Origin of the sequence: Blautia sp. OM07-19, assembly GCF_003481595.1 — a bacterium.
GTDB classification, from domain to species: domain Bacteria; phylum Bacillota; class Clostridia; order Lachnospirales; family Lachnospiraceae; genus Blautia_A; species Blautia_A intestinihominis.
The window spans coordinates 66464-87193 of the sequence record NZ_QULA01000012.1; the positions used below are offsets into that span (position 1 = coordinate 66464).

Below are 20730 nucleotides of genomic sequence, written 5' to 3' on the forward strand. Positions count from 1 at the left end.
TTTATTTTTTGTCGAAGATCCAGTAGGCATTTGCCGTAGCATGGATTTCCGACATCATATCAAATTCACGGTTAATATAGTTCTTTGCGTCACTGTCATTGGGATCATTGACCAGTACCTTGCCGTTTGCCGTAACACCTCGGAGTACGATGAAGTGTCCGCCGCTGGTGAAAAGTCCTGCCCGCTGAGAGGAGATGACCGGACAGCCTTCGGAGAGTGCCTGAAGTACCGTATTGGCATTGCTGGTCTGTGTGACGCTGCCACAGCCGAAATGACTGGCTGCAGCCTGAAAGTAGCTCCAGTAGGTTCCAACTCCCGGCTTGTAATAGGAATTCCCGCACCATGCCACCGCATCCGGAGGGGTAATGGTATTCCCGGTCAGGTAGCTGGCGATCATGGCAAAGCTGGTAGGCCCGCAGCCGGAAGATGCGATGGAGCCGCCGCCATAAGGAATGTTCCCGTAATCGGTCTGGAGATAGTGCGGAATCTGCATTCCGTTTGCCGGATAGCTTCCGCCGGTATTGGTAATCTGATAATACCGGAGAACATGCTCCACATATTCCTTGTCCCCATACCGGTCATAATGCCAGTTCGGACGGGCACACATCATATCCGAATAAGCAATGGCGTTTTCTTTGGTATAACCGCCGTCACGTTCCATTGCCCAGTCGATATAGCCGGAGCCGTAATTGTAACCCTGAAGCGCCAGCTTGATGCGGTCCAGGTCGGTAGGTCCGGTACATCCTGCTTTATCCAGTGCATACTTTAATTCCTGAATCCCACATTCGATGGAATAAGCAGGATCGGTGATGCCGTTGGGGACATGGGGGTATTTCTTATTAAAGCCGCCTTCTGCCGCCTGCATGGGATCGCTTCCACGCCCGCCGCTTTCCTGCATCATGACTGCCATGAGGAGTTCCACATAAGCTTCCATGCCGTATTTCTGTGCGACCTGCTGGATGGTAGCCCGGTAAGCCAGCACCTCATCGCTGACACCTACCGCCATGGCAAGACCGGAAGCGGAGCCGCCAAAGAACATGGTCAGGTTTTCCACATAACTGTCTGCCGTTTTTTTCTGCTTATCGGTCAGATGAAAGACGTGATCTGCAAAGTAGGCATCTCCGGCATAGCTGACCGTGTAGGTATGGCGGGTAAAAGTAACCTTTCTGGGTGGTGCATTTTCCTCTTCCGCCGGAACTTCCACCGTGGCCGTTTCTGAAGTAACGTCATAAGAAAAAAGCCCGTCCTCGTTTTCCCGGATCAGGCTTTTGAGTTTGCTGATATTTATATTTTTATAGTCATCCTGGCTGGCACAAAACTGTGCGATGAGCTGGTTCGCATTTACGATGATACTGGAAGCGTAAGGATCGCTGATAGAGGCAGTATCTCCTTCCGGGAGTCTGGCAATTTCCGCATTGATCTTAGCAAGCAGTGCATCATGGCTTTCCTGAAGCACCTCCACGATTGCCTGATTGGAAGCCCGGATATTTTCACTGATTACCGTGTTGCTGGTCAGTGCTCCGGTATTTTCAGAGAGGTCTCCGAAGACGAGTCCCGGAAGCATGACAAGGAACAGAATGGGAAGCATCAGTACACCGCCGACGGCTGCTCCAGTTTTCGCAAGGGTGCGCCTGTGCCGGAATACTGTACCGATGACAGCAAGAGGACTGCCCATCAAGGCTGTTTTTGGCATGTTACATACGCTCCTTTCGCTGTGGGGCTGGCGGCAGTTTCTGGACAATGGATTCATTGTAGGCTACTTTGCCGCTGCCGGAAGTATATGGTGTTTTTTCGACCGTATCCTGTGCATACTGCTTGTACCAGGTGGAACCATCCACGGACTGTACCGTAGAGTAGGAGCCCTGAGTAGGAGCTGCATACTGGTCGGCATGGTACAGGGCAAAATCCCGGTTTCCGGAGCTTCCGGTTTCGGTACCGGTGATCCTTCCGCCACCGATTTCTACATTATCATAGGAAGAACCGCCGCCCGGATTGATGCCCATATAGGAAGTAAAGGCTTTCTGTGCGTCTGCTCCCTTGATGGAACCTACCTGACCGTAATTTCCCTGTGCAATGTTGCTGATGACCTGATTGGCAAAGTCTCCGCCTTTGTTCAGGGATGACTGGTAGAGCATGTTTCCGATACTGCTGTGTTCGGTATAACCGGTTGCGGAATTGACCGCTTCTCTTTGTACCTGTCTTCCCACTGCCCCGGCAAGCCCGCCGGATAGGAAGCTTCCTGCGACAGCCGCACTTCCGGGAGAAGAGGCTTTGTGGTAGCCGCCACCACCATGGGAACGCATGGAACCGGTCAGGCTCCGTCCTGCAATCAGAAGTTCAGCCATCATGTTTCCTCCGGTATTGCCGACATTGATGCCAAGCGATGCCAGAAAAGAATCAATTTTCTGGGATACCTTTAAAAAGGCAATGGCACACAGGAACCAGACGAAGACATTTCCGGTTACCGCTTCCTTTCCCTGACTGGCAACTGCCGCTTCCACGTCTGCTTCCGTAAGCTCCGCTGCAAAGACCGGCATGGAGCAAAACAGTACCAGACAGGCAGTTAGTACCAGGAATGGTATGAGTTTCTTTCTAAGTTTCATTTTGGTCCTCCTTTCTTATAGGGATAACGGATTGGCAAGGAAGGTGCCGACCATAGAAGTAAACAGCCGCAGGCACCACGCATTCATCAGAAGCAAAAAGAACTGGCCGCCAAGCATCCGGCACCAGCTTTTGAAGATATTTCCGGTTGACTGGCTGGCACCCATGGAAAAAGCTGCCGGGGCTGTGTAGACCAGTACCCCCAGAAGAATATAGCGTTCTGCCGCTTCAAAGAGCAGTTTGATGTAGTTCCACGCCAGAATCAGTACCAGAATCAGTGCAATGATGGCTACCGCCCCATTTGCACAGACTCCCAGGATGACTGTGACTACGGAGTTAAAATCCGCAAATTTTAAAGGCGGCAGGTCTTCCGTCAGAATCCAGTTGTACGGTGTTCCTGAAATCTTCAGGAGCAGATCCACAATATCTTTCGCATAGAAGGTGAGAAAGATAAAGAGGAAGGAACGGATGGACAGCTTAATGGGATCTTCCGCTTCGATACCGGCTCCCATAAAGTAATTTTTAAAGAGCTGCCATACCCAGTTTAAGAGGATCAGCCCGATGCCCAGTGCCAGAAAGACCTGATACATGGTCTCGGCAGCAGGAAAGTAGCGAAGAAACGTATCCATGGAACAGCCCAGAGCACCGAGGACTGAAGTGGTGATCAGATCCAGAATGTTCATGACCTGTTCGGCAATCCATTCCACGATTCCGTCAAGTATTCCCATAGTGGCATCTCCTTTCGTCTATCCGTTCCATTTTCCGCCTGCAAAGAACGGGGTGATGTAAGCCATGATAAAGCCAAGCCCGTTTAAGATCGCCCAGGTAATGACGATACGCTTGAGCCATGCACGTGATTCGTCCACGGTTTTTCCGCTTTTGGAAAAATTCATCATCAGAAGGGCAACCGATGCCGTTACGACTGCAGCAATGGTGGAAATGAGGATAATCTGGTTATAGACATCCTTCATGATCTCATTGGCTTTGGTCCAGATGGTAGCGGCAAAAACCGGCTGTGTGTATCCGCAGAGGACTGTGACAGCCAGAAATGCAGCATACAGGCATCTGCCATAATTGACATGCCGTTTTGTGTCCGGCGGAGCGTTTTTCAGTTTGTGTTTCACGTAAAAGTACCTCCTTTTTATAAGAGCGGCAGGAGAATTACCTCCCCTGCCTTTGCTTATGGTTTTCCTGCCTCAAGAAAGGACGCAGCCCGGTCAATGCAGGCTGCGTCCTAAATCAAAGTATGAAATTGTAAAGATCCTCCTATCTTACAGAAAAAACGCAGCTTATTTGCCGCAGGAGAGGCTTCCCATACGGCAGTGCTGCGTTTCGTTCTGCATATAATTTTGACAATATCAATTTTAACATGGGTAAATTACCGCTACAATCGCAGGACTGTGCCAGTTACAGACGATGGAGTGCCAAAAATGTGACCAACGCTAAAAGCGTTATAAATGCAATCCTTATGGATACTGTAAGCGTGATTTGCAACCAATTATACTGGATTTACATGACTAATGCTTTAAGCGTTAGTGAATACTGGAAGGAGGAGGTGTGCGTGTGAAAGGAATGGGAAAGGCAATCCGCAGGTACAGGGAAGAGGCAGGAATTACGCAGGAGAGACTGGCTGAACTGGTGGATATCAGTACCAACCATCTGGGTGCGATTGAGCGGGAAGTGAAAACACCTACGATGGAAACATTTGTAAAGCTGTTGAATGTATTAGGTGCGGAACCGAATGAAGTGCTGAAGGAAGTGATTCCTCTTACCAGAATGGAACATACTTCTGTAGTGGAAGGAAAGCTGGAAAGGCTCACACCGAAGAAGCAGGAAAGCGTGCTTCGGATGCTGGATGTGATAATTGAAGAGATGATGAAATAGAAGCTGTCTGCGAAATTGCCGCAGGCAGTTTTTTTGAAAGCTGTATATGCAATAAAACACATAAAAATATGCGATTTATGATGAAAGTGATTGCAAGATTTGATATAGTAATCCTAAAAGCATTATAAAACTAATTCTTAAAGGATGACTATAATATGAAAAAGGGATATGTGGGATTATTGGCATGTGCGTCAGGAATTCTGATCGGACTGGGAATCAGCCGGCTGGATCTGACAGGTTATCTTGAAAAAACACAGGAGCAGGAATATCACCCGGTAGAAAGAAAGGTGCCTGAATCAGTAGAAAGCAAGCTGAAAGATCCAAAACAGTGCTGGCTGTGTGGAAGCGATGAACGGAGTATGATGGATTATTTCCGGAAGTTTGACGATCTGGGAGTGATCTGTACCAATCACTGGTATGTGATGGATATGCATATCCGGAATCATGATGAGGACGGGAATCTTACCGGCCCGCAGGGAAACGGGCATATGGGTTATACCGGGACAGGAGAAGGCGGCTGCTTTTTCCATACGGAGCAGATGTCGGATTACGGGATTTCCGAAGTATCGGTGGATTACGGGGAAGATAGTATCTTCGATGTGAAAAAAGTACAGAACCATCTGTGTCAGGAATGCCTGGATAAGCTGGTGGAAAGCATGGAGGTATTCTGTGAGGAAACGCAAAAACCCAAGCCCCGTGATCTGGTACTGGTGGATTTTCAGACATTGGAGCTGTACGCCATTCAGGAGCATAATGCGGGATACTTTATCCGGGATTATTATGTGGAAATTGAGTCGGAGGAAGATGGGGTGGAAGTAAAGGCATTTTACTGCCCGAAGCTTAATAACGGGAAAAAGGATGGAGAATAAATTGAGGTTTGCATTGGTGAGGAGTATAATGTAAGTACGTGTTATGTATTGGAAAAACTTGAATTTAGCAGAAAGAAGGATTGTTATGAAATTTATCAATACTAGAAAATTCACATGGATAATTTGTATAATAGGATTTTTGCTTGCTCTTGTAAGTATATTTTTCTTACCGAGTATTATTCCAGTACATTTTGCAAATGGGATTGCGGATGATTATGGAAGAAAAATACAAATATTTTTATTTCCTATATTACAAGTGCTTATCACTTTTTTGACTGGACGAGAAAAAGTAAAATATTGCCTGACACATTCAAAAACTTTCTTAACGGACATTCAGTTTAATTGGATGATAGATGGTGTACTTTTATTGGTAATGTTTGCAGAAATATGGGTTATCTATGCTTCATTTGCATAGAAATACTTGCATAACAATTTACATTTGATTGAGCAGATAAAAATGATTTGAGGTGGTAGCAATGAAAAAGCGATTGGGAATCATAGCCGGAATTTTAGGAATTGTATTGGCAGTCATTGGCATTGTACTGAAGCAGAAAGAAAACACAGCCGTTTCTGTTATTGGTGGTGCGGATGGCCCGACTTCTATTTTCATAGCAGGGAAGTTAAATGTTGATAATTTTATTTTTATGATTGTAGTTGGAATTATTTTATTGATTTTGGCAGGAGTTATTTTTTACAAACGTAAGCATTAAGTTACAGTTTTTTAGACTGTGTATGGCGGAAGAACCGGGAAAGTGTAGATATATCATGGGGATTTTGGAAAAAAATAAAAAAAGTAAGGGTACAGCGTTTGTCTATGATGAGAATAATGATTACTATAAGATGGAAATAAACGGGATTGAATTTGTCTGTGACAGTATACATTCCGATTATGAGAAGCATGCAGTTGAACTGGCACAGGCGTATGAGAAAAGGCTGCCGGATATCGTGGATTATCTTATGCCGGATATAAAGGAGATGTTTGGAATTACAAATCCAGATGTAATAGCAAACTCACTAGGAAAGCCGAGTATAGATTTGGATAGAGGAACACTGACTTATCTGGAGCACACAATGGACAGCCTACATATTATTGAAATGGAATTTGACGGTATCTTCACGGCATTCTATAACTCCTGTATTGATGGATAGGACTTTAGTAACATAGAGCTGCAGTTGTCTACAGCTTTTATCCAGACTTCGGATGTTACAGAGAAGCAATCAGAAATGGATTGATCGATTTCTGAAGCAGTATCCGGTGAAATCCTTGAACATATGAAGGAAAAGTATGTATGTTAATTTTATTTTTATTGTAGACAAAAGATAGGACTGATATGATAAAAGAACAGGTTATTACAAATAGAGGTGGAGTATTTGATGCAGAAAATATTATTACTGGAGGATGACTTGAATCTAAATCGGGGAATTGCCCTGTTACTTTCACGGGAAGGGTATGAGGTTCGTCAGGTTTATACAATAAAGGAAGCAAAAGAAGCATTTCAAAAAGGAGATTATGCTCTTGTTATCAGCGATATTACATTGCCGGATGGTACAGGACTGGATTTTGGAAGGATGGTACGTGCAGGTGGAGATACATATCTTATCTATCTTACGGCTTTGGATCAGGAAATAGATATTGTAAATGGTTATGATACAGGGGCAGATGATTATATTACCAAACCATTTTCACTGATGGCTTTGGTGTCGAAGGTGAACGCATTGATGAGACGGCTTTCTAAGGTACAGGCACAGATTATGTCTTCCGGAGAGATTACGGTGCATATGAAAACGATGCAGGTGTATAAAGGGGATGAACCAGTTACTTTAAGTAAGAAAGAATTCTCTCTGTTGCTGTATCTCTGGGAGAATGCAGGACAGATTGTTTCAAAAGAAAGTATCCTGGAGCATGTATGGGATATAGACGGTCAATTTGTCGATGATAATACGGTTACTGTCAATATAAGCAGACTGAAGAATAAACTTGGAACAGAAGAGATAGCGAATGTGAGAGGACTGGGATATATATGGACCGGAAAGGTAAACAAAAATTAAAACGGTATTTTATCGTATATGTAATCTTTGCAGTATTTTTTACAGTAGGAATGTATCTGATAACAAAGTATGAGGAAAATGCGAAAGCAACGCAGATAGCACTGCTCCTTGCAGAACATCCTGAACTGGAAGGGGAAATAGTTGCAATCTGGGAAAAGTCAGGAACAGTAGATTTTATAAGAGACCGGGACGATCAGAAGATAGAAAGAGTCGTACAGATGCTGGAAGAAACTTATGGTTATCACTCAGGGAGTGGATCTTCAGATGTGGTTATAAGGATTATCTGGGGAATTGGATTACTAGTGGGAGTCATAGTATGTAGCCTGTTCTTGTACCTGGACCGAAGAAAAAACTGGAGCAGATACGGTGATGAGGAACAATTACAGCAATTATATGAATGTCTGCAGGAATTCAGAAAAGGAAAATTCCAAACATATCCTGAAGAAACATCAGAATCGGAACAATGGTTAAAGGTGTGGGAATCTGTAAAGGAGCTGGGGCAATATTTCGAAGATTTGAAGGAACGTCTGGAGCAGGAAGAAAATGGTACGAAGAGTCTGATTACAGATATTTCCCATCAGTTGAAGACTCCGCTTGCATCACTCCGGATGAGTCATGAGCTGGTGGCAGAAAATCGGGTTACAGGAGAAGAACAGAGGGAGTTTCTGGAGCAGGAATCACAGGAACTTACCAAACTGGAACAGCTCTTGAATGAACTGGTAAATCTTTCAAGGCTGGAAACACATATGATCCAGATACATTCGCTTCATGAAAGCCTGAAGAAAACGCTAACAGAGGCTGTCAGTCAGATTTATATGAAGGCAAGAGGAAAAGATATTTCCATTCAGGTGGAGATGGATGATGATATAGTTGTGAACCATGATTCAAAATGGACGGTAGAAGCATTAACGAATATCCTTGAGAATGCAGTCAAATATTCACCGGAACATACAACGATTACAGTGAGGACGCAGGAGCTAGCAAGCAATGTGCTTATTGAAGTAGAAGATGAAGGAATGGGCATTCCTGCGGAGGAACTGCATAAGATCTATCAGAGATTTTACCGGGGAAGGAAAGCAAAGGAACAGGTAAAAGACGGAGCGGGTGTCGGTCTGTATCTTGCCAGAAAGATCATAGAAGAACAGGGGGGGACAATAGCAGCCAAAAGAAAGGCTGAGAAAGGTATGATATTTAAAGTGACACTGCCGCTCATAATAGGAGAATAGTCGGAACCCTTACAAAACTGTTATGGTTGTTGTAAGGGTTTTGTAATGCAGGAATGTTATAGTAGGGGTATGAAATGGAAAGGGGACTTGAAGATATGAGTAGTATTTTAAAAGTAGAAGATCTAGTAAAGTATTATGGAGAAGGCGAGAATCAGGTGAGAGCCGTGGATCATACAAGTTTACAGATAGAGAGAGGCAAGTTTACAGCTATCGTAGGACGTTCCGGCTCCGGAAAATCTACACTTCTGCATCTGATTGGAGGGCTTGACAGACCGGATTCCGGCAAAGTATGGATTGATGGAACCGATATCTATTCTCGAAAAGATGATAAACTGGCACAGTTTCGAAGAAAGAAGATAGGATTTATCTTTCAGGATTTTAATCTGATTCCATCGCTGAATGTGTGGGAGAATATCGTTCTTCCGCTGGGACTTGATAATCGCAAGGTAAAGCCGCGGGAAGTGGAAGATATTCTCAAAAAAATCGGACTGCAGGATAAGAAAGATGCGATGCCGTCTGCTTTGTCTGGTGGACAGAAACAGAGAACTGCGATAGCCAGGGCATTGGTGACAAGACCGGCGATAATTTTGGCGGATGAGCCGACTGGAAACCTTGATTCCCAGACTGAGCTAGAGGTTATGAGCCTATTGAAAAGCTGCGTGTCGGATTTCGGGCAGACGCTTATCATGATTACCCATGATGAAACGATTGCCCAGATGGCGGATGAAATGATTATCATTGAAGATGGCAAGGCGGTGAGAAGATAATGAAGATGACGACCAGAGTTGCATATTGCAATATGCGGCATTATAAGAGCAAAAACATACTGATTGGAATTGCCATTATCCTGACAACATTACTGCTGTTCGTAATCCCATCAATCGGAAAAGATATGGTGGAAGTGAACTTTGCGGTAATCAATAAGATTTATCCAACATGGCATGCCCTTTATCGGAACGTGGACGAGAGTACAGTTATGAAACTGGCGGCACATCACGATGTGAAAACTTACGGACTCCGCAGCGATGCGGGGTACATGAATCTGGAAGATGCGACGGTTTCCATGATGTATATGGACAGAACAGGGATGGAACTTTATAAAGTGAAGCTGAAAGAGGGGCAACTTCCGCAGAAAGAAAATGATATTGTGGTTTCAAAAGGAATACTGGAAGCATTAGGACAGAATGGGAAAATCGGTGACACCATCACAGTACCTTATCAGATTCTGAAAGATGACGGACTGGATTATACGAAGGAGAAAGAATTTCGAATCTGTGGCTTTTTAGCAGATAATGAGAGCAGCAAAGAACAAAAACAATATACATCATTGGTTTCAGAGGCCTTTCTGAAAGCGGAGATACCGGTAGAACAGGTGAAATATCGGTTTTTACTTCAGGTGAATGGACAGAAAGGAAATACGACTGCAGATTATACAGAGACGATACAGAATATTGCCAGACAGTTCGGGATTTCCGAGGATGACATGAATATTAATAAAGAGTATCTTGCAGCAAATTATGTGGATCCGGCTACAATTCCGGTGATTGTAGGAATCATGCTTATTGTTGTATTGGCGGGCATTATCACAATTTATAGTGTTTATTATGTATCTATGAACCAGAGGGTTCGGGAATTTGGAAAGTTAAAGGCAATCGGGGCTACGAAACGGCAACTTAGACAAATCGTACTAAGAGAGGGAATGGGAGTGGCGTTGTTTGCCATTCCGATAGGACTTTTGATCGGAACAGTTGCTGTGAAAGTTGTACTTCTCCAGTTTGTAGAACATGCAAAGGATTCAAACGTACTTGTGACAGAGGCATACAAGGTTGTAGCTAAAGGAGAAGTCCAACTTTATTATTGGTGGATTTATCTGTTGGCAATTGCAGTGACTCTGTGTACAGTGTATCTGTCACTGATGAAGCCTATGCGTATGGCGGCGAAGGTATCAGAAATAGAAGCTATGCGTTACCAGGGAGGCAGTAAGCGACAGAAAAGCAGCAGGAAGGGATATCAATTTCTGAATATCGGACGACTGACCAAGAGAAATCTTGCGGAGAATAAAAAGAAGAGTACTATCACGATTGTATCTATGGCCGTTACCGGAATATTTGTCATGATGGTAGCAACGGTGCTGTCTTGTGCAAATCCGATGGAAAGTGCAAAGAGTTCGATTGTGGGGCAATATGAGATTTCTCCAATTGTGGAATCCGGGAATAAAGAGCATCCTGAATATGAATGGGCGGAGGTTCAAAAGAATAATCCATTAAATGAAGGACTAAAGCAGCAGATAGAGGAGATTGACGGTGTTGAGCGGGTAGATGTGTTTACCGCGTTGAAGGTATCAGGAGGACCTTTTGAAGAAGAAATTGGAACCGAATTTATCAATGGAGTGCCGGAAGAATACGCAGAAGAGCTGAAAAAAGGAATCACTGAAGGCAATGTCACATACGAGGAATTGAAATCCGGGGATAAAGTGATTCTGGACCGTGCGCTACTTCACTGGTATCCAGATATTAAAGTGGGAGATAAGCTGAAACTCAATATTCATGATGGAGATAATACCTTTCAAAAAGAGATTGAAGTGGCAGCAATTGGTGAATATGGAAGAGGTCTGACAAACTATAACTGTCTTATCATGGCAAAAGAAGGGGCAGAGAAACTTACCATAAATAATTCTTCCAGCTATTTTCAGGTGATTGCAGATAAGGATTATGATGAGGCACTGGAAGCATCTCTACAGGCTATTGTGGATGGATCAGGCAGACTGCAGATGCGTACCTGGAAGAATGAGTACGATACATGGGAAAATGCCATACAGATGACTAGAGGTGCATGTTATGCATTTATCATCATTCTGGCAGCAATCAGCATTATGAACTTGATTAACACAATGATCAATAGTGTCCATGTGCGAAAAAAGGAGCTTGGCATGATGCAGGCAATCGGAATGTCGGACCGTCAGTTGATGAAGATGCTCCAGTTGGAAGGTATATTCTATACAGTAGGCACTCTTATTATCAGTATCGGAGTGGGAAGTCTTGCAGGATATCCGTTGTTTTTATATGCAAAGCGTACAGGAATGTTTGATATCAGCACATACCATTATCCGGTAACAGCAGCTATTATTATAATTTTAACATTGTTTGTGATACAGATGTTATTGGCAATATTCATTGCAAAGTCAGTAAGGAAAGATTCATTGATAGAGAGAATTCGTTTCAGTGAGTAAGAATATAAATTTCTGATGTTTAATGCAGGTACTAATCAATGTCGTAATAAAAAGGGGGACTTGATTTCTCAAAGCCCCCAGTGTATAATGAACTCAAGAAAGGTATTCAGATGCAAAATCTGATGCCCTCAGTTAAATTTTATATTCTATGTATAAGACATAGCATCCAAAACTTTCCTAGGGTCGTGGATGCTATTTCTTATTATGTCGATCTATATAAGTCAAAGCCGCAAAAATTACCAATAGTAAAGTCAATACTTCCATTGTATTCATGGGCATCACCCTCCTTTGTTACTAGAGGGCAAGATCGAAATGCATCCGTCTTTCCAGTTCAATAATACCGAATCAGTATACCACGTTCCTTTTTATGGAACAACCTATAATTTTAAATGGTCTGCTTGATGATGCGGGTGATGATGCCGAGGGCAACGTTCCGTTCCTCATCAATATGCGTCACCACAAAGGATACCTGATCCTTTTTCCCGACTGTCCGGCTGTCATAGCAGGAGTGGGCAATGGCATTGACACCGATGGAGAGCCGGACAAAGACGGTGCCTTTATGGATGTCTTCCACAGTTCCGGCGTATTTTCCCTGAATCTTACATTTTTTCATGTTTTCCTTGCTGGTGTTGCCTTCCACACTTTTGACATCTGCGTGGACAATGACCTGCTCCGGTGAGTCTGCCCGCACATCCAGGATGCGTACCAGGATGTGATTGCCTACCTGGAAGCGTTCTCTGGCATCACCCATCCAGTCGAAGGACAGGTCTCTGGCAAGAATGGAGGTTTCCACACCGAAAATTTCCGCCCGGACTACCTTTTCCGCAACGGCAATGACTCTTGCCTGCACGATACGGTCTTCATAAACTTTCGGCATTCCGGAAGCATCTTTATCCAGATAGAAGATCTGGCGTTTCTTCAGCATCGCTTCTTTCCGGCTGGCGACAATGCTGCGTGTCTTCGGATCTAATCCCTTGATCAGAAAATCAATCTCACATCCAAGCATATTGTTGAGGATTTTGTTCTGCCGCAGAGCAAGCTCCCCATAATCGTGTGCTTCATCCTGCATGAGATGGATCATCATCTCAGTTACTGGGATGACAGTACGGAAATCCTTGTAGTAAACCACGGCAATGAGGCTGCCGTTTTCTGTTTTCTCGATACCGCCAAGCATTCCGGTTAAGATCCGGCGGGTACGGTAGGCATTCTGGATCTCATGCCAGGTAAGGTCTGAAATGGACTGGGCTGTTTCCAGCTTCGCATCGGAATCCAGAGTTAAAATAGGTGTGTTGGTTGTTTCGTTTGGCATCATAGTGTCTCCTTTCAAATTATGACATGATAGAATCTTTATCTAAAGGAACCATGTCTGTGTGATCCGAATAGTTATCTGCTGAGAAGTCATCCGGGAAATCGTGATAGCCAGGTTCCTGATAAACGCTTTGCTGGTCAAAGTGCGGTTCAGCTTTTTTCTTTTTCTGCTTTCCATAAGAAGCGGTTTTTTTCGGGTGGGAAGCAGGAATAGTTGGAGTGTACGTATATTCTTCACTACATGCTCCTTTTCTCCATTCCGGAATATGTTCGGAAGCCTTCCGGGGAATGAGTTTTTGGGCATCCGGGTGCAGGGTGTAATCGTATTTTTCTACCTGCAGTACCTTCTGACCACGCAGGATAATCAGTGCAGTATCCAGCGGGAGCCGCAGGATCTCATCCGGAGTTAAGAGCTTTCGTTTCCCGATGGATCTGGTCTGGCGGTATTCCGGTGTATAATCGGATACCCTCCAGCTATTTAATTGTTTGGCTTCGCTGCTGACACCAACGGTCACATCACCGGAGCGGTTAGAGATAAATGTAGCAGTTACCTCATCCGTACAGCCTAAAAATAGCTGAGTGTCGCAGTTCCCGATGATTTCCTGCCATTGGTTTAAGGGATACCGGTTCTGCATCTGAGGCAGGTTTTGGAAAATGCAGGAAATACTGAGGTTTCGACTTCGGATCACGGAAATCTTTTTGTTGAGCGATAGGATTGCTCCCGTATTCGCCAGCTCATCAGCCAGGATATGTACCGGAACCGGCAGTTTTCCATCTTCCCCATAGGTGTCTGCATAACGGACCAGTTTGATAAATACGAAGGTCATAAACAGGGAAGAAAGAAAATCAAAAGTGCTGTCTTGATCCGAAGTGATGCAGAAGTATGCACATTTTTCTTTTCCCGGCAGCGTCAGGTTGATCTCATCATAGGAAGTGATCTGGCGGATCAGCTTGTTCTGGAATACCTGAAGTCTGGAACCGAGTCCGATGATGACGCCGGAACGTACCGTGTCACTTGCCTGCTTATAGATGCAGTAGGGGACTTTTGCCGGATGGGAGACCGGAAGCAGGTCAAAGAGGCTGTTCAGTTCTTTTTCCGAACTCATGGTCAGGAGTTTGTATACCTGTCCGATATTCTTTGCCTCCGGTGGGAATCCCTGATCCACATAGAGAATCAGAGCTTTTAATAAGTTCATCTCGGCATTGTCCCAGAAGTGATCGCCTTTGGCAGAACCGGTATTCTGGATGATGACATCAGCAAATACCTGTGCCATGGTTTCCTGTCCGCCAATTTCACCCAGACAATTCCAACTATCCGAGTTTTCCGGGTTTACAAGATTAAAGGATTTCACGATATATCCGGCATTCTCAAGGTAAGTGGCTGTACTTTCGTACAATTCCGATTTTGGATCGGTGATGATGAGGCTTTCCCCGCGGGCAACACACTGGAAGATCATGTTGCGTGCAAAGGCCCGGCTTTTCATGGAACCGCTGGCACCGTAAACGGCAATATTCCGGTTCATGCGGGTATCCTTCGGGAGACAAACGGCTTTTCCGTTCAGTTTTCCAAGAATGGTTCCCTTGTGTTTCTTGACATCATTCGTAAGCTCCAGTACCTGATGCATTTCCTCCAAAGTCATAAAACCGGAAGTCCCATAGGTTCCCTTTGTGGAATAATTCAGGTTCCGGCCCCGGTCTGTTATTTCCCCGTTTCGGTCAAATCCCATACGCATGAGAAGGAAGGTCAGGAGTCCAAAAGCTGCCAGACATAGAAAAATCCCATACAGATTGTACGGGAAAGCAGTCAGGGCATCCAGACAGGCGAGCGGGTGCGGGGAGGGGATCTGCGGGGCAGTTCCGTTTCCGGCAAAATTGCCGGCAGATTCCCAGGTCTGATAGTTGCGGATAAATTGAGCAACATAGCCTCCTGCATAGAGGGTGCAGAAGGTGATCGGAAGCATATAAATGAGCTTCCACCATTTACGGTTCATGTAAAAACCCCCTTTTGAATTTGCAAAGGTCAATACTGGAGAAATGGATTGTGGCAGTTAAGTATTTTTTCAGGACCGGAATCTGAAAATCGAAACAGATCAGGTTCCCGGATCTGCCGTATACATTTAAGCCGGTATTGAACCGGTTGATTCGCTGCATGTCAAAATCATAAGCAAGAAGGATGGGGTTCCCGGAAGCATCCGTGGCATCATGTTCCAGTGGAATTGAATCGCTGCGGCAGCCCAGATCGGACAGCAGGAGGTTGTCCAGCTTTTCCATGATCTCAGGGTGAACCAGCAGTTTTAAAAGCACTTCCCCTTCCGGAGTATTGGGAAGGTAATGGAAATGCTCGAAGGAGGTGTCCAGCATAAACAGGCTCTTTTTGTAGCCTCCGGTACTGGTAAACAGCCGGAAAGCCATTTCCATGTCGGTTCCGGTCATGATTGCCCGGATCTGTGGATGTCCGTTGTAAGGGTAGCCTTGCAGGTAATGCTGCAGGAAGGCGTTTAAGCGGACTTCCGTTCGATATTCCCATTTCAGGACTCCGTTTCCCGTGTTATAAAGGACATAGACACATTGCGGTGCCATCAGGATGCCCATGCTGCGGGAGTTCCTAATCTTCGTGGTCTCCGGGCCCAATTCCTTAATTTCTCTGGAAGCGTAAAAAAGAGGAAGGCTTCGCATACCGATGGAACCAGCTTCGCGGTGATTACAGAAGATGTCAGGTTTTACATCCGGATAAAAGGGAATCCCGGCATGAAGGAGTGTCAGATACGTTTCGGCTTTCTGATGTAAGCGGATACGTCGGGATACTTCACTTCGGATGAGGTTCGTCTCGGTATTGCCGGTCAGATAGCACTGGAAGCGTAGCGGCGAGACAGATAACAGCATCTCTTTCGCAGCTTTTGTAAGACGGTAGCCTCTGAGAGCATCCCGGTAGTGGGTACGGATGAGGTGTTCCGCCTTCAAATCCGTAATGAGTTTTTCCGCATAGGAGGCACTTGGGATGAGTCTGTTTAGCTGGTCTGCGGGAAATTCCCCGCACATCCCTATCATTTCCAGTAAGCGGTATTTCGTAGTGTCAGGTCTTATCAAATAAGCATCACCTCAATTCAGTTCTTACCCATGCAAGCCTATACTTGGGTAAATCTCCGGTGGTTTGGAGATAAAAAAAGCAAGAAAACAAAGTTCCCTGCGGTGGTTCTTACCGATGTCGGATTTCTGCCTGAGAAGTCAGGAGATTTTCCGACATGCTTTCGTGATGATTTTTCTGGTTCTGCAGCCATTTCGGAAAGTCAGCTTTTTCCATAACCGATACCAGTGTACAGTCCTTTAAGCCAAGCTGTGTCGTGTAGTAGGAATCACAGAAAAAGCCGCTGTCATCTGTCAGAACATAAGTACAAAGTGTATCCAGAATCTGTTTAAACTCCAGATTGTCATAATCCCGGATACGTCTTTGAGGAAGTTCCCTGTCATATATTTGACTGAAACATATCACGCAGTCACGATAGAGGGGCAGGGCATTTTGTTTTACATACTCCCGAAGCATATAATTAAGCGGTTCATGGAGAAATGCAGTGTTTGTGTGGACTCTTCGTTTCGGAAGCAGTCCGGGAAGCGTAATGGTGAGAATCCCCTGCTGTTCTGCAATCCGCATTCCCTGTGCATCTGCCACTTTGGGAAGATAAGCTGCTTGATTTGGGGAGAGAGCCGGACAGACAAGGTTACGCATCTGGCAGGCAATCCGCTCCGCCCGAAGAGCAGCACTGACGCTCAGTTCCTCAAAATTTTTATCATAATTCTGGATATCAGTGACCTTCAGAGCGTAAACGGTATTCGTCAGTTTTTGCAGCTCCCCTTCCAGTTTTTCAAGCCGCTGGTAAATGGTTGGTGTATTTTGCGTCATAATAACCTACTTTTTCATGTAGTAACTGACAGCACCGGATTCATTTACAAGGCAGTAAGCGGCTACATCATCAATGGTGATTTTGGCAGCCTGGCTTTCGGATTCTAAGACAATCAGGCGTTTGGAACCATGTGATGGGATACTTTCCATCACATGATTGATCAGAGCCTCCTGTTCTTCACCGATATAGATGATTTCGTATTGTTCATCTTGCGAAAAGAAATTGAGCTTGATTGGAAATTCGCCACTGGTGTGGTATACAACACCTTTCTTAAAATCCAGCAGTACCCAGAAGCATGTAATTATAGCATAGTCAGGATTTTCAGCAGACTGCTGGCTGTCACAAAGAAGGTCATGCTCTTTATCGTAAATGATGCGCCCTTGTTTGATGAGGCTGGTAATCAATGACTTGATAGACTGCTCATGTCGGGAGAAAAGTTGTAAAACCTGGTCATACCTCAGAGTATGGTAAGTGGTAATGAACCGTAAGAGCTTGGCTCCCTCTCCTTGATAGATTTCGTTCCTTGTTTTCATGATTGACTCCCTTCTATATATAATAGGAAACTTTATACATATGGCTGTACGTACAGGATACGTTTGGTATTGTAAGTATAGTGTACGTACAAAGTACATAGAACCTGCTGTCAGCGATTGAATTTACAGGTACAAAAAAAGCACCATCTATGGGTGCTGGAAATAAGGAAAACTATAAGCAATACCTATTGTAGCATGGGTAATTTTACGCTTCAATCGCAGAAGCAGGTCATTTCTGTGCCATTTTCACTGGTTGGCATAAAAAAAGCAGGAAACCATTTTGATTCCCTGCATGGTGTATTGTTGTGCTTTTGTGTAGTTCTAATGATTACTTGTCTTTATAAAATGCTTCGAAAGCTTGTGCGAAGAATTCGGCTGTACCATTGCCGTATTTTTCATCTATCATAGGTTTGATTTTTTCATTACGGTAATATTGAGCCTGTGCAACCATCAGACCGTGTTCTTTCTTTATCTGTGAAAGTTGTTTCATAAGAAAACCGTATTCGGAAACAAGTTCTCTTACTTCAGAAGAATCTGGTGAACATACTTTTTTAGCTGCTAATTTGTATAAAAGATTGTCAAATTGTTGGTTGTAACTTTCTGCAGCCTCTTTGCTAATAGGATTGTTGGCAACAGACAGGAATTGCTCTTTTCCTCCATACCACTCAACAACTTTAGCATAGCCTTTCTGCATTTCTTCTGATGAAACTGTCTTAATATAATGCTTTTTCCATTCTTCAATGCTTCCAAACTCTTTTACAGCAAGTTCTTTCATATTGTCAGGCATATGTTCAAACATAGTTTGGAACATTTCTTCAACTTCCGTTTTACTAAAAATCGCAAAATCCATTTTATTCTCTCCTTTCAGGATATCATCAATGCTGGCAATCAGATGTTCCATACGTTCTTTCTTTGCTACCAACATTTTTCTCTGCATTTGCAAGATCTGGTTCCTTTCAAGAGCAGGATTCTCCAGAACAGCTTTGATTTCTTTCAAAGGAATGTCAAACTCACGGAAAAACAGAATCTGCTGTAATATTTCCAATGCCCTATCGTCATAAAGCCGGTATCCCGCATCACTTTTTTGTGTTGGTTTTAAAAGCCCGATTTCATCGTAATAGTGAAGCGTGCGAACGCTGATACCTGTAAGTTCTGATATTTCTTTGACTGTCCTCATAGTTGCTGACCTCCTGTTCCTGATAAGATAACTGTACGCTATGACGTTCCGTGAGAGTCAATATATATTTTGCATTTTTTAGTATAACATTTTTATGATATTACGAAAAGCCGAGGAGATAGGCGATATGTATTACTCTGGAAAGAACTTGTTGAGCGTATCCAATGTCTCTTTTGCAGTAAATCCCCAAAGGATGGTACTGAGTGCTTCAATCGCAGCCCTGCGTTTCCGGTAATAGGTGCGGTAGGAAATATTGGTGATGTGGTGAGCCAGCTTATCCAATATCTCATCTGTATTTTTCATTTCCTGTGGAGAGAGAAAAGCGTAGTAGAGAATCCAGTAATACTGTTCCCCATGCTTGTGATTGTTCCGGAGGAGATCGATGGATGATTCCAAAAGCTTCAGCATCTGGTTGCTTCTGGCAATACTTTTTGCCCGTTGTTCGATGTCGCTTCCGGTAAGATCAGCCCCGGCAGCATAGATGGAGTCCAGAAATTTGTCGATGTCATTGTCGTATTGGAGCTTAAACTGGTGCTCCATCTGGTGTACGACTACCTTCAGGCTGTAGGTTGCATCCCGGTATCTGCGTAAAAACTGATAGGTGTCGTGAAAACGTGGATCTTCTTCGGGTGAAGGAAATCCCTGTGTATTGCGGTTTGCCATGTCTATTCCCCCCCTTTCAGTGCAGAAGGCTCTGCCACGGCAGGCATCTTTTGGGCAGACTCATCCCCTGGACTTACGGACAACTCAAACCGATAAGCGGCATTTCCGTAGGGACAGATAATATTTAGAGTAAATGTATTAAATATATCTTTGCAGGCTGATAATGGAGATAATATATAGCGGGTTTTGGAGCAGTGGCAACATGGAATCCCTTGTGAATCCAATAGTTCTGCGACTTTTTGCACGATAAATTTCATGTGTGAATCTGGAACGCAGGAATCATTTTTTGTAACGGTGATTTGTGAGTCTGTGACAGTTTCTGAAACGCTAACAGAAGCAGAATCCTCAATAGTGATTTCTTCAGGTACATGGATTGGTAATTGCATCTTCATAGCGATCTCCTCCTTGTCAATCATAACGTCGCTGATATTAAACATCACGGACAGGTAATTGTTGAGATAAATTACGCTTCCGTGTTTTCCTGTAAATGAGATAAGTGTAATGTATTCTTTTTCCTCCAGTTTCTTCAAGAGTCGTGATACCGATGCCTTTGACAGACTCCACCTTTCACCCAGTTCATTAAAGCTGGTAAGGGGATTTCCGGTATTATCCCGGTAATAGACAATGGGACCGGAATCAGATCCCAGGACAGAGGAATCGTTGTAAACTGCATGAATCCACAGATCCAGAATAACATCCATTTCCGAGCATTTTCCAATGCCAATTAGTTCGTGAACTTTGGCAATCGGGAAAAAGAAAAACCCTGTATCTTTTTTACAGGGATAGTTGTATTCCAATACGGTATTGTCTTTGGGCCAGTCTGATATTTTGAATTTGACCAGGCGGTTTTTGCCGAGAAGAGAGTAGGTAATGTAATTCTGCTCTTCAAAAAATCGAAGGATGGACAACGCTTGATGTTGGAAACGGCAGCGAAACCATTCCTGAAGATCTGTGACTGTGCAGATCCACTCTCCTGGACCAATGGTATAGGTAATGTGTTCCATCCGGCGGTAGGATGTGCGGTAATTTGCATAGGAGCATAATACCAGATAATAAAAAAGAAAAGAGCCCCCGGTAGTTCGGATGCTCTTGGTAGTGATTAAAGTTTGTATGAAGTCACGGTAAATGCGACAGCGTGGAAATTCCACGATTTGTTTGAGTTCTAATTTGTAATTCATGGTGATCTTCCTTTCAAAGTATATTTAATTGTAATCGGACTTTTCATAGTGTTGGTATCAAGAAGAAGCCGATGGAAGTATAGCAAGTAGTCGTGTCACTCATTGCATTTTTAT

General features: G+C 44.1%; 21 protein-coding genes. 9 read left to right on the forward strand and 12 right to left on the reverse strand.

All coding sequences use genetic code 11. The features are described from left to right. Position 1 precedes the first annotated feature (1 nt). The 4 genes from DXC01_RS10130 to DXC01_RS10145 are packed head-to-tail and all read right to left on the reverse strand — an operon-like array spanning position 2 to position 3725. Positions 2-1693 (reverse strand): lysozyme family protein, encoded by a 1692-nt coding sequence (locus DXC01_RS10130; RefSeq protein WP_005333517.1) that lies wholly within the window; start codon positions 1691-1693, stop codon positions 2-4. A gap of 1 nt (position 1694) precedes the next feature. Beyond that, on the reverse strand, positions 1695-2603 hold the full coding sequence (locus DXC01_RS10135; protein WP_005333520.1) for a hypothetical protein: 909 nt from the start codon (positions 2601-2603) through the stop codon (positions 1695-1697). A 15-nt stretch (positions 2604-2618) separates the two neighbouring features. Beyond that, a complete protein-coding gene (locus DXC01_RS10140) occupies positions 2619-3329 on the reverse strand; it encodes a hypothetical protein (protein ID WP_005333522.1) in 711 nt (236 codons plus the stop codon). A gap of 18 nt (positions 3330-3347) precedes the next feature. Beyond that, the gene (locus DXC01_RS10145) at positions 3348-3725 is read right to left on the reverse strand and encodes a hypothetical protein (RefSeq protein WP_005333524.1); all 378 of its coding nucleotides are present in this window, start codon (positions 3723-3725) and stop codon (positions 3348-3350) included. 448 nt (positions 3726-4173) lie between these two features. Between DXC01_RS10145 and DXC01_RS10155 the strand changes: the two genes are divergently transcribed. The 9 genes from DXC01_RS10155 (at position 4174) to DXC01_RS10195 (ending at position 11858) form a co-directional block, all read left to right on the forward strand. Further along, complete coding sequence (locus tag DXC01_RS10155; RefSeq protein WP_179960461.1) at positions 4174-4485, forward strand: helix-turn-helix domain-containing protein; 312 nt, start codon at positions 4174-4176, stop codon at positions 4483-4485. Between the two features lie 155 nt (positions 4486-4640). After that, complete coding sequence (locus DXC01_RS10160) at positions 4641-5354, forward strand: hypothetical protein (RefSeq protein WP_005333529.1); 714 nt, start codon at positions 4641-4643, stop codon at positions 5352-5354. An 85-nt stretch (positions 5355-5439) separates the two neighbouring features. Beyond that, positions 5440-5769: a DUF1648 domain-containing protein gene (locus DXC01_RS10165; protein WP_022415592.1), complete on the forward strand. Its 330-nt coding sequence runs from the start codon at positions 5440-5442 to the stop codon at positions 5767-5769. A gap of 61 nt (positions 5770-5830) precedes the next feature. After that, positions 5831-6064: an LPXTG cell wall anchor domain-containing protein gene (locus tag DXC01_RS10170; RefSeq protein ID WP_117470884.1), complete on the forward strand. Its 234-nt coding sequence runs from the start codon at positions 5831-5833 to the stop codon at positions 6062-6064. 55 nt (positions 6065-6119) lie between these two features. Beyond that, entirely contained in the window at positions 6120-6503 is a 384-nt protein-coding gene (locus tag DXC01_RS10175) for a hypothetical protein (RefSeq protein ID WP_226850873.1), read from the forward strand. A gap of 225 nt (positions 6504-6728) precedes the next feature. Continuing rightward, positions 6729-7403: a response regulator transcription factor gene (locus tag DXC01_RS10180; protein WP_005333533.1), complete on the forward strand. Its 675-nt coding sequence runs from the start codon at positions 6729-6731 to the stop codon at positions 7401-7403. Then, complete coding sequence (locus DXC01_RS10185) at positions 7376-8629, forward strand: sensor histidine kinase (RefSeq protein ID WP_005333534.1); 1254 nt, start codon at positions 7376-7378, stop codon at positions 8627-8629. The genes DXC01_RS10180 and DXC01_RS10185 overlap by 28 nt, the downstream gene beginning before the upstream one ends. Before the next feature lie 95 nt (positions 8630-8724). Further along, the gene (locus tag DXC01_RS10190) at positions 8725-9396 is read left to right on the forward strand and encodes an ABC transporter ATP-binding protein (RefSeq protein WP_172676439.1); all 672 of its coding nucleotides are present in this window, start codon (positions 8725-8727) and stop codon (positions 9394-9396) included. Continuing rightward, on the forward strand, positions 9396-11858 hold the full coding sequence (locus tag DXC01_RS10195) for an ABC transporter permease (RefSeq protein WP_117718924.1): 2463 nt from the start codon (positions 9396-9398) through the stop codon (positions 11856-11858). Before DXC01_RS10190 ends, DXC01_RS10195 begins: the two co-directional genes overlap by 1 nt. 385 nt (positions 11859-12243) lie before the next feature. Here the strand turns inward: DXC01_RS10195 and DXC01_RS10200 are convergent, their stop codons facing one another. The 8 genes from DXC01_RS10200 to DXC01_RS10235 all read right to left on the reverse strand — a co-directional run bounded on the left by DXC01_RS10200 (position 12244) and on the right by DXC01_RS10235 (position 20616). Continuing rightward, entirely contained in the window at positions 12244-13170 is a 927-nt protein-coding gene (locus DXC01_RS10200) for an RNA-binding protein (RefSeq protein ID WP_117718923.1), read from the reverse strand. A 16-nt stretch (positions 13171-13186) separates the two neighbouring features. After that, entirely contained in the window at positions 13187-15157 is a 1971-nt protein-coding gene (locus DXC01_RS10205) for a VirD4-like conjugal transfer protein, CD1115 family (RefSeq protein ID WP_022415647.1), read from the reverse strand. Further along, the gene (locus tag DXC01_RS10210; protein WP_022415648.1) at positions 15147-16253 is read right to left on the reverse strand and encodes a hypothetical protein; all 1107 of its coding nucleotides are present in this window, start codon (positions 16251-16253) and stop codon (positions 15147-15149) included. The genes DXC01_RS10205 and DXC01_RS10210 overlap by 11 nt, the downstream gene beginning before the upstream one ends. A gap of 109 nt (positions 16254-16362) precedes the next feature. Beyond that, positions 16363-17064, reverse strand: a complete 702-nt coding sequence (locus DXC01_RS10215; protein ID WP_117470885.1) for a DUF6100 family protein — start codon at positions 17062-17064, stop codon at positions 16363-16365. Between the two features lie 6 nt (positions 17065-17070). After that, complete coding sequence (locus DXC01_RS10220; RefSeq protein ID WP_117650428.1) at positions 17071-17598, reverse strand: DUF5697 family protein; 528 nt, start codon at positions 17596-17598, stop codon at positions 17071-17073. A 328-nt stretch (positions 17599-17926) separates the two neighbouring features. After that, positions 17927-18775, reverse strand: coding sequence for a MerR family transcriptional regulator (locus tag DXC01_RS10225; RefSeq protein ID WP_005333545.1), 849 nt, complete (start codon positions 18773-18775; stop codon positions 17927-17929). A 132-nt stretch (positions 18776-18907) separates the two neighbouring features. Then, positions 18908-19438 carry a hypothetical protein gene (locus DXC01_RS20035; RefSeq protein WP_005333547.1) on the reverse strand — a complete coding sequence of 177 codons (531 nt, stop codon included), beginning with the start codon at positions 19436-19438 and terminating at the stop codon, positions 18908-18910. Between the two features lie 2 nt (positions 19439-19440). Further along, positions 19441-20616, reverse strand: a complete 1176-nt coding sequence (locus DXC01_RS10235; protein WP_023921589.1) for a MarR family transcriptional regulator — start codon at positions 20614-20616, stop codon at positions 19441-19443. Positions 20617-20730: the final 114 nt, after the last annotated feature.

Excerpts from the sequence above, each read along its gene's own strand:
- DXC01_RS10215 (WP_117470885.1), bottom strand. The coding sequence starts at position 17,064 with ATGACGCAAAATACACCAACCATTTACCAGCGGCTTGAAAAACTGGAA.
- DXC01_RS10135 (WP_005333520.1), bottom strand. The coding sequence starts at position 2,603 with ATGAAACTTAGAAAGAAACTCATACCATTCCTGGTACTAACTGCCTGT.
- DXC01_RS10205 (WP_022415647.1), bottom strand. The coding sequence starts at position 15,157 with ATGAACCGTAAATGGTGGAAGCTCATTTATATGCTTCCGATCACCTTC.
- DXC01_RS10190 (WP_172676439.1), top strand. The coding sequence starts at position 8,725 with ATGAGTAGTATTTTAAAAGTAGAAGATCTAGTAAAGTATTATGGAGAA.
- DXC01_RS10155 (WP_179960461.1), top strand. The coding sequence starts at position 4,174 with ATGGGAAAGGCAATCCGCAGGTACAGGGAAGAGGCAGGAATTACGCAG.
- DXC01_RS10195 (WP_117718924.1), top strand. The coding sequence starts at position 9,396 with ATGAAGATGACGACCAGAGTTGCATATTGCAATATGCGGCATTATAAG.
- DXC01_RS10140 (WP_005333522.1), bottom strand. The coding sequence starts at position 3,329 with ATGGGAATACTTGACGGAATCGTGGAATGGATTGCCGAACAGGTCATG.
- DXC01_RS10235 (WP_023921589.1), bottom strand. The coding sequence starts at position 20,616 with ATGAATTACAAATTAGAACTCAAACAAATCGTGGAATTTCCACGCTGT.
- DXC01_RS20035 (WP_005333547.1), bottom strand. The coding sequence starts at position 19,438 with ATGGCAAACCGCAATACACAGGGATTTCCTTCACCCGAAGAAGATCCA.
- DXC01_RS10165 (WP_022415592.1), top strand. The coding sequence starts at position 5,440 with ATGAAATTTATCAATACTAGAAAATTCACATGGATAATTTGTATAATA.
- DXC01_RS10175 (WP_226850873.1), top strand. The coding sequence starts at position 6,120 with ATGGGGATTTTGGAAAAAAATAAAAAAAGTAAGGGTACAGCGTTTGTC.
- DXC01_RS10130 (WP_005333517.1), bottom strand. The coding sequence starts at position 1,693 with ATGCCAAAAACAGCCTTGATGGGCAGTCCTCTTGCTGTCATCGGTACA.
- DXC01_RS10200 (WP_117718923.1), bottom strand. The coding sequence starts at position 13,170 with ATGATGCCAAACGAAACAACCAACACACCTATTTTAACTCTGGATTCC.
- DXC01_RS10185 (WP_005333534.1), top strand. The coding sequence starts at position 7,376 with ATGGACCGGAAAGGTAAACAAAAATTAAAACGGTATTTTATCGTATAT.
- DXC01_RS10170 (WP_117470884.1), top strand. The coding sequence starts at position 5,831 with ATGAAAAAGCGATTGGGAATCATAGCCGGAATTTTAGGAATTGTATTG.
- DXC01_RS10225 (WP_005333545.1), bottom strand. The coding sequence starts at position 18,775 with ATGAGGACAGTCAAAGAAATATCAGAACTTACAGGTATCAGCGTTCGC.
- DXC01_RS10160 (WP_005333529.1), top strand. The coding sequence starts at position 4,641 with ATGAAAAAGGGATATGTGGGATTATTGGCATGTGCGTCAGGAATTCTG.
- DXC01_RS10180 (WP_005333533.1), top strand. The coding sequence starts at position 6,729 with ATGCAGAAAATATTATTACTGGAGGATGACTTGAATCTAAATCGGGGA.
- DXC01_RS10220 (WP_117650428.1), bottom strand. The coding sequence starts at position 17,598 with ATGAAAACAAGGAACGAAATCTATCAAGGAGAGGGAGCCAAGCTCTTA.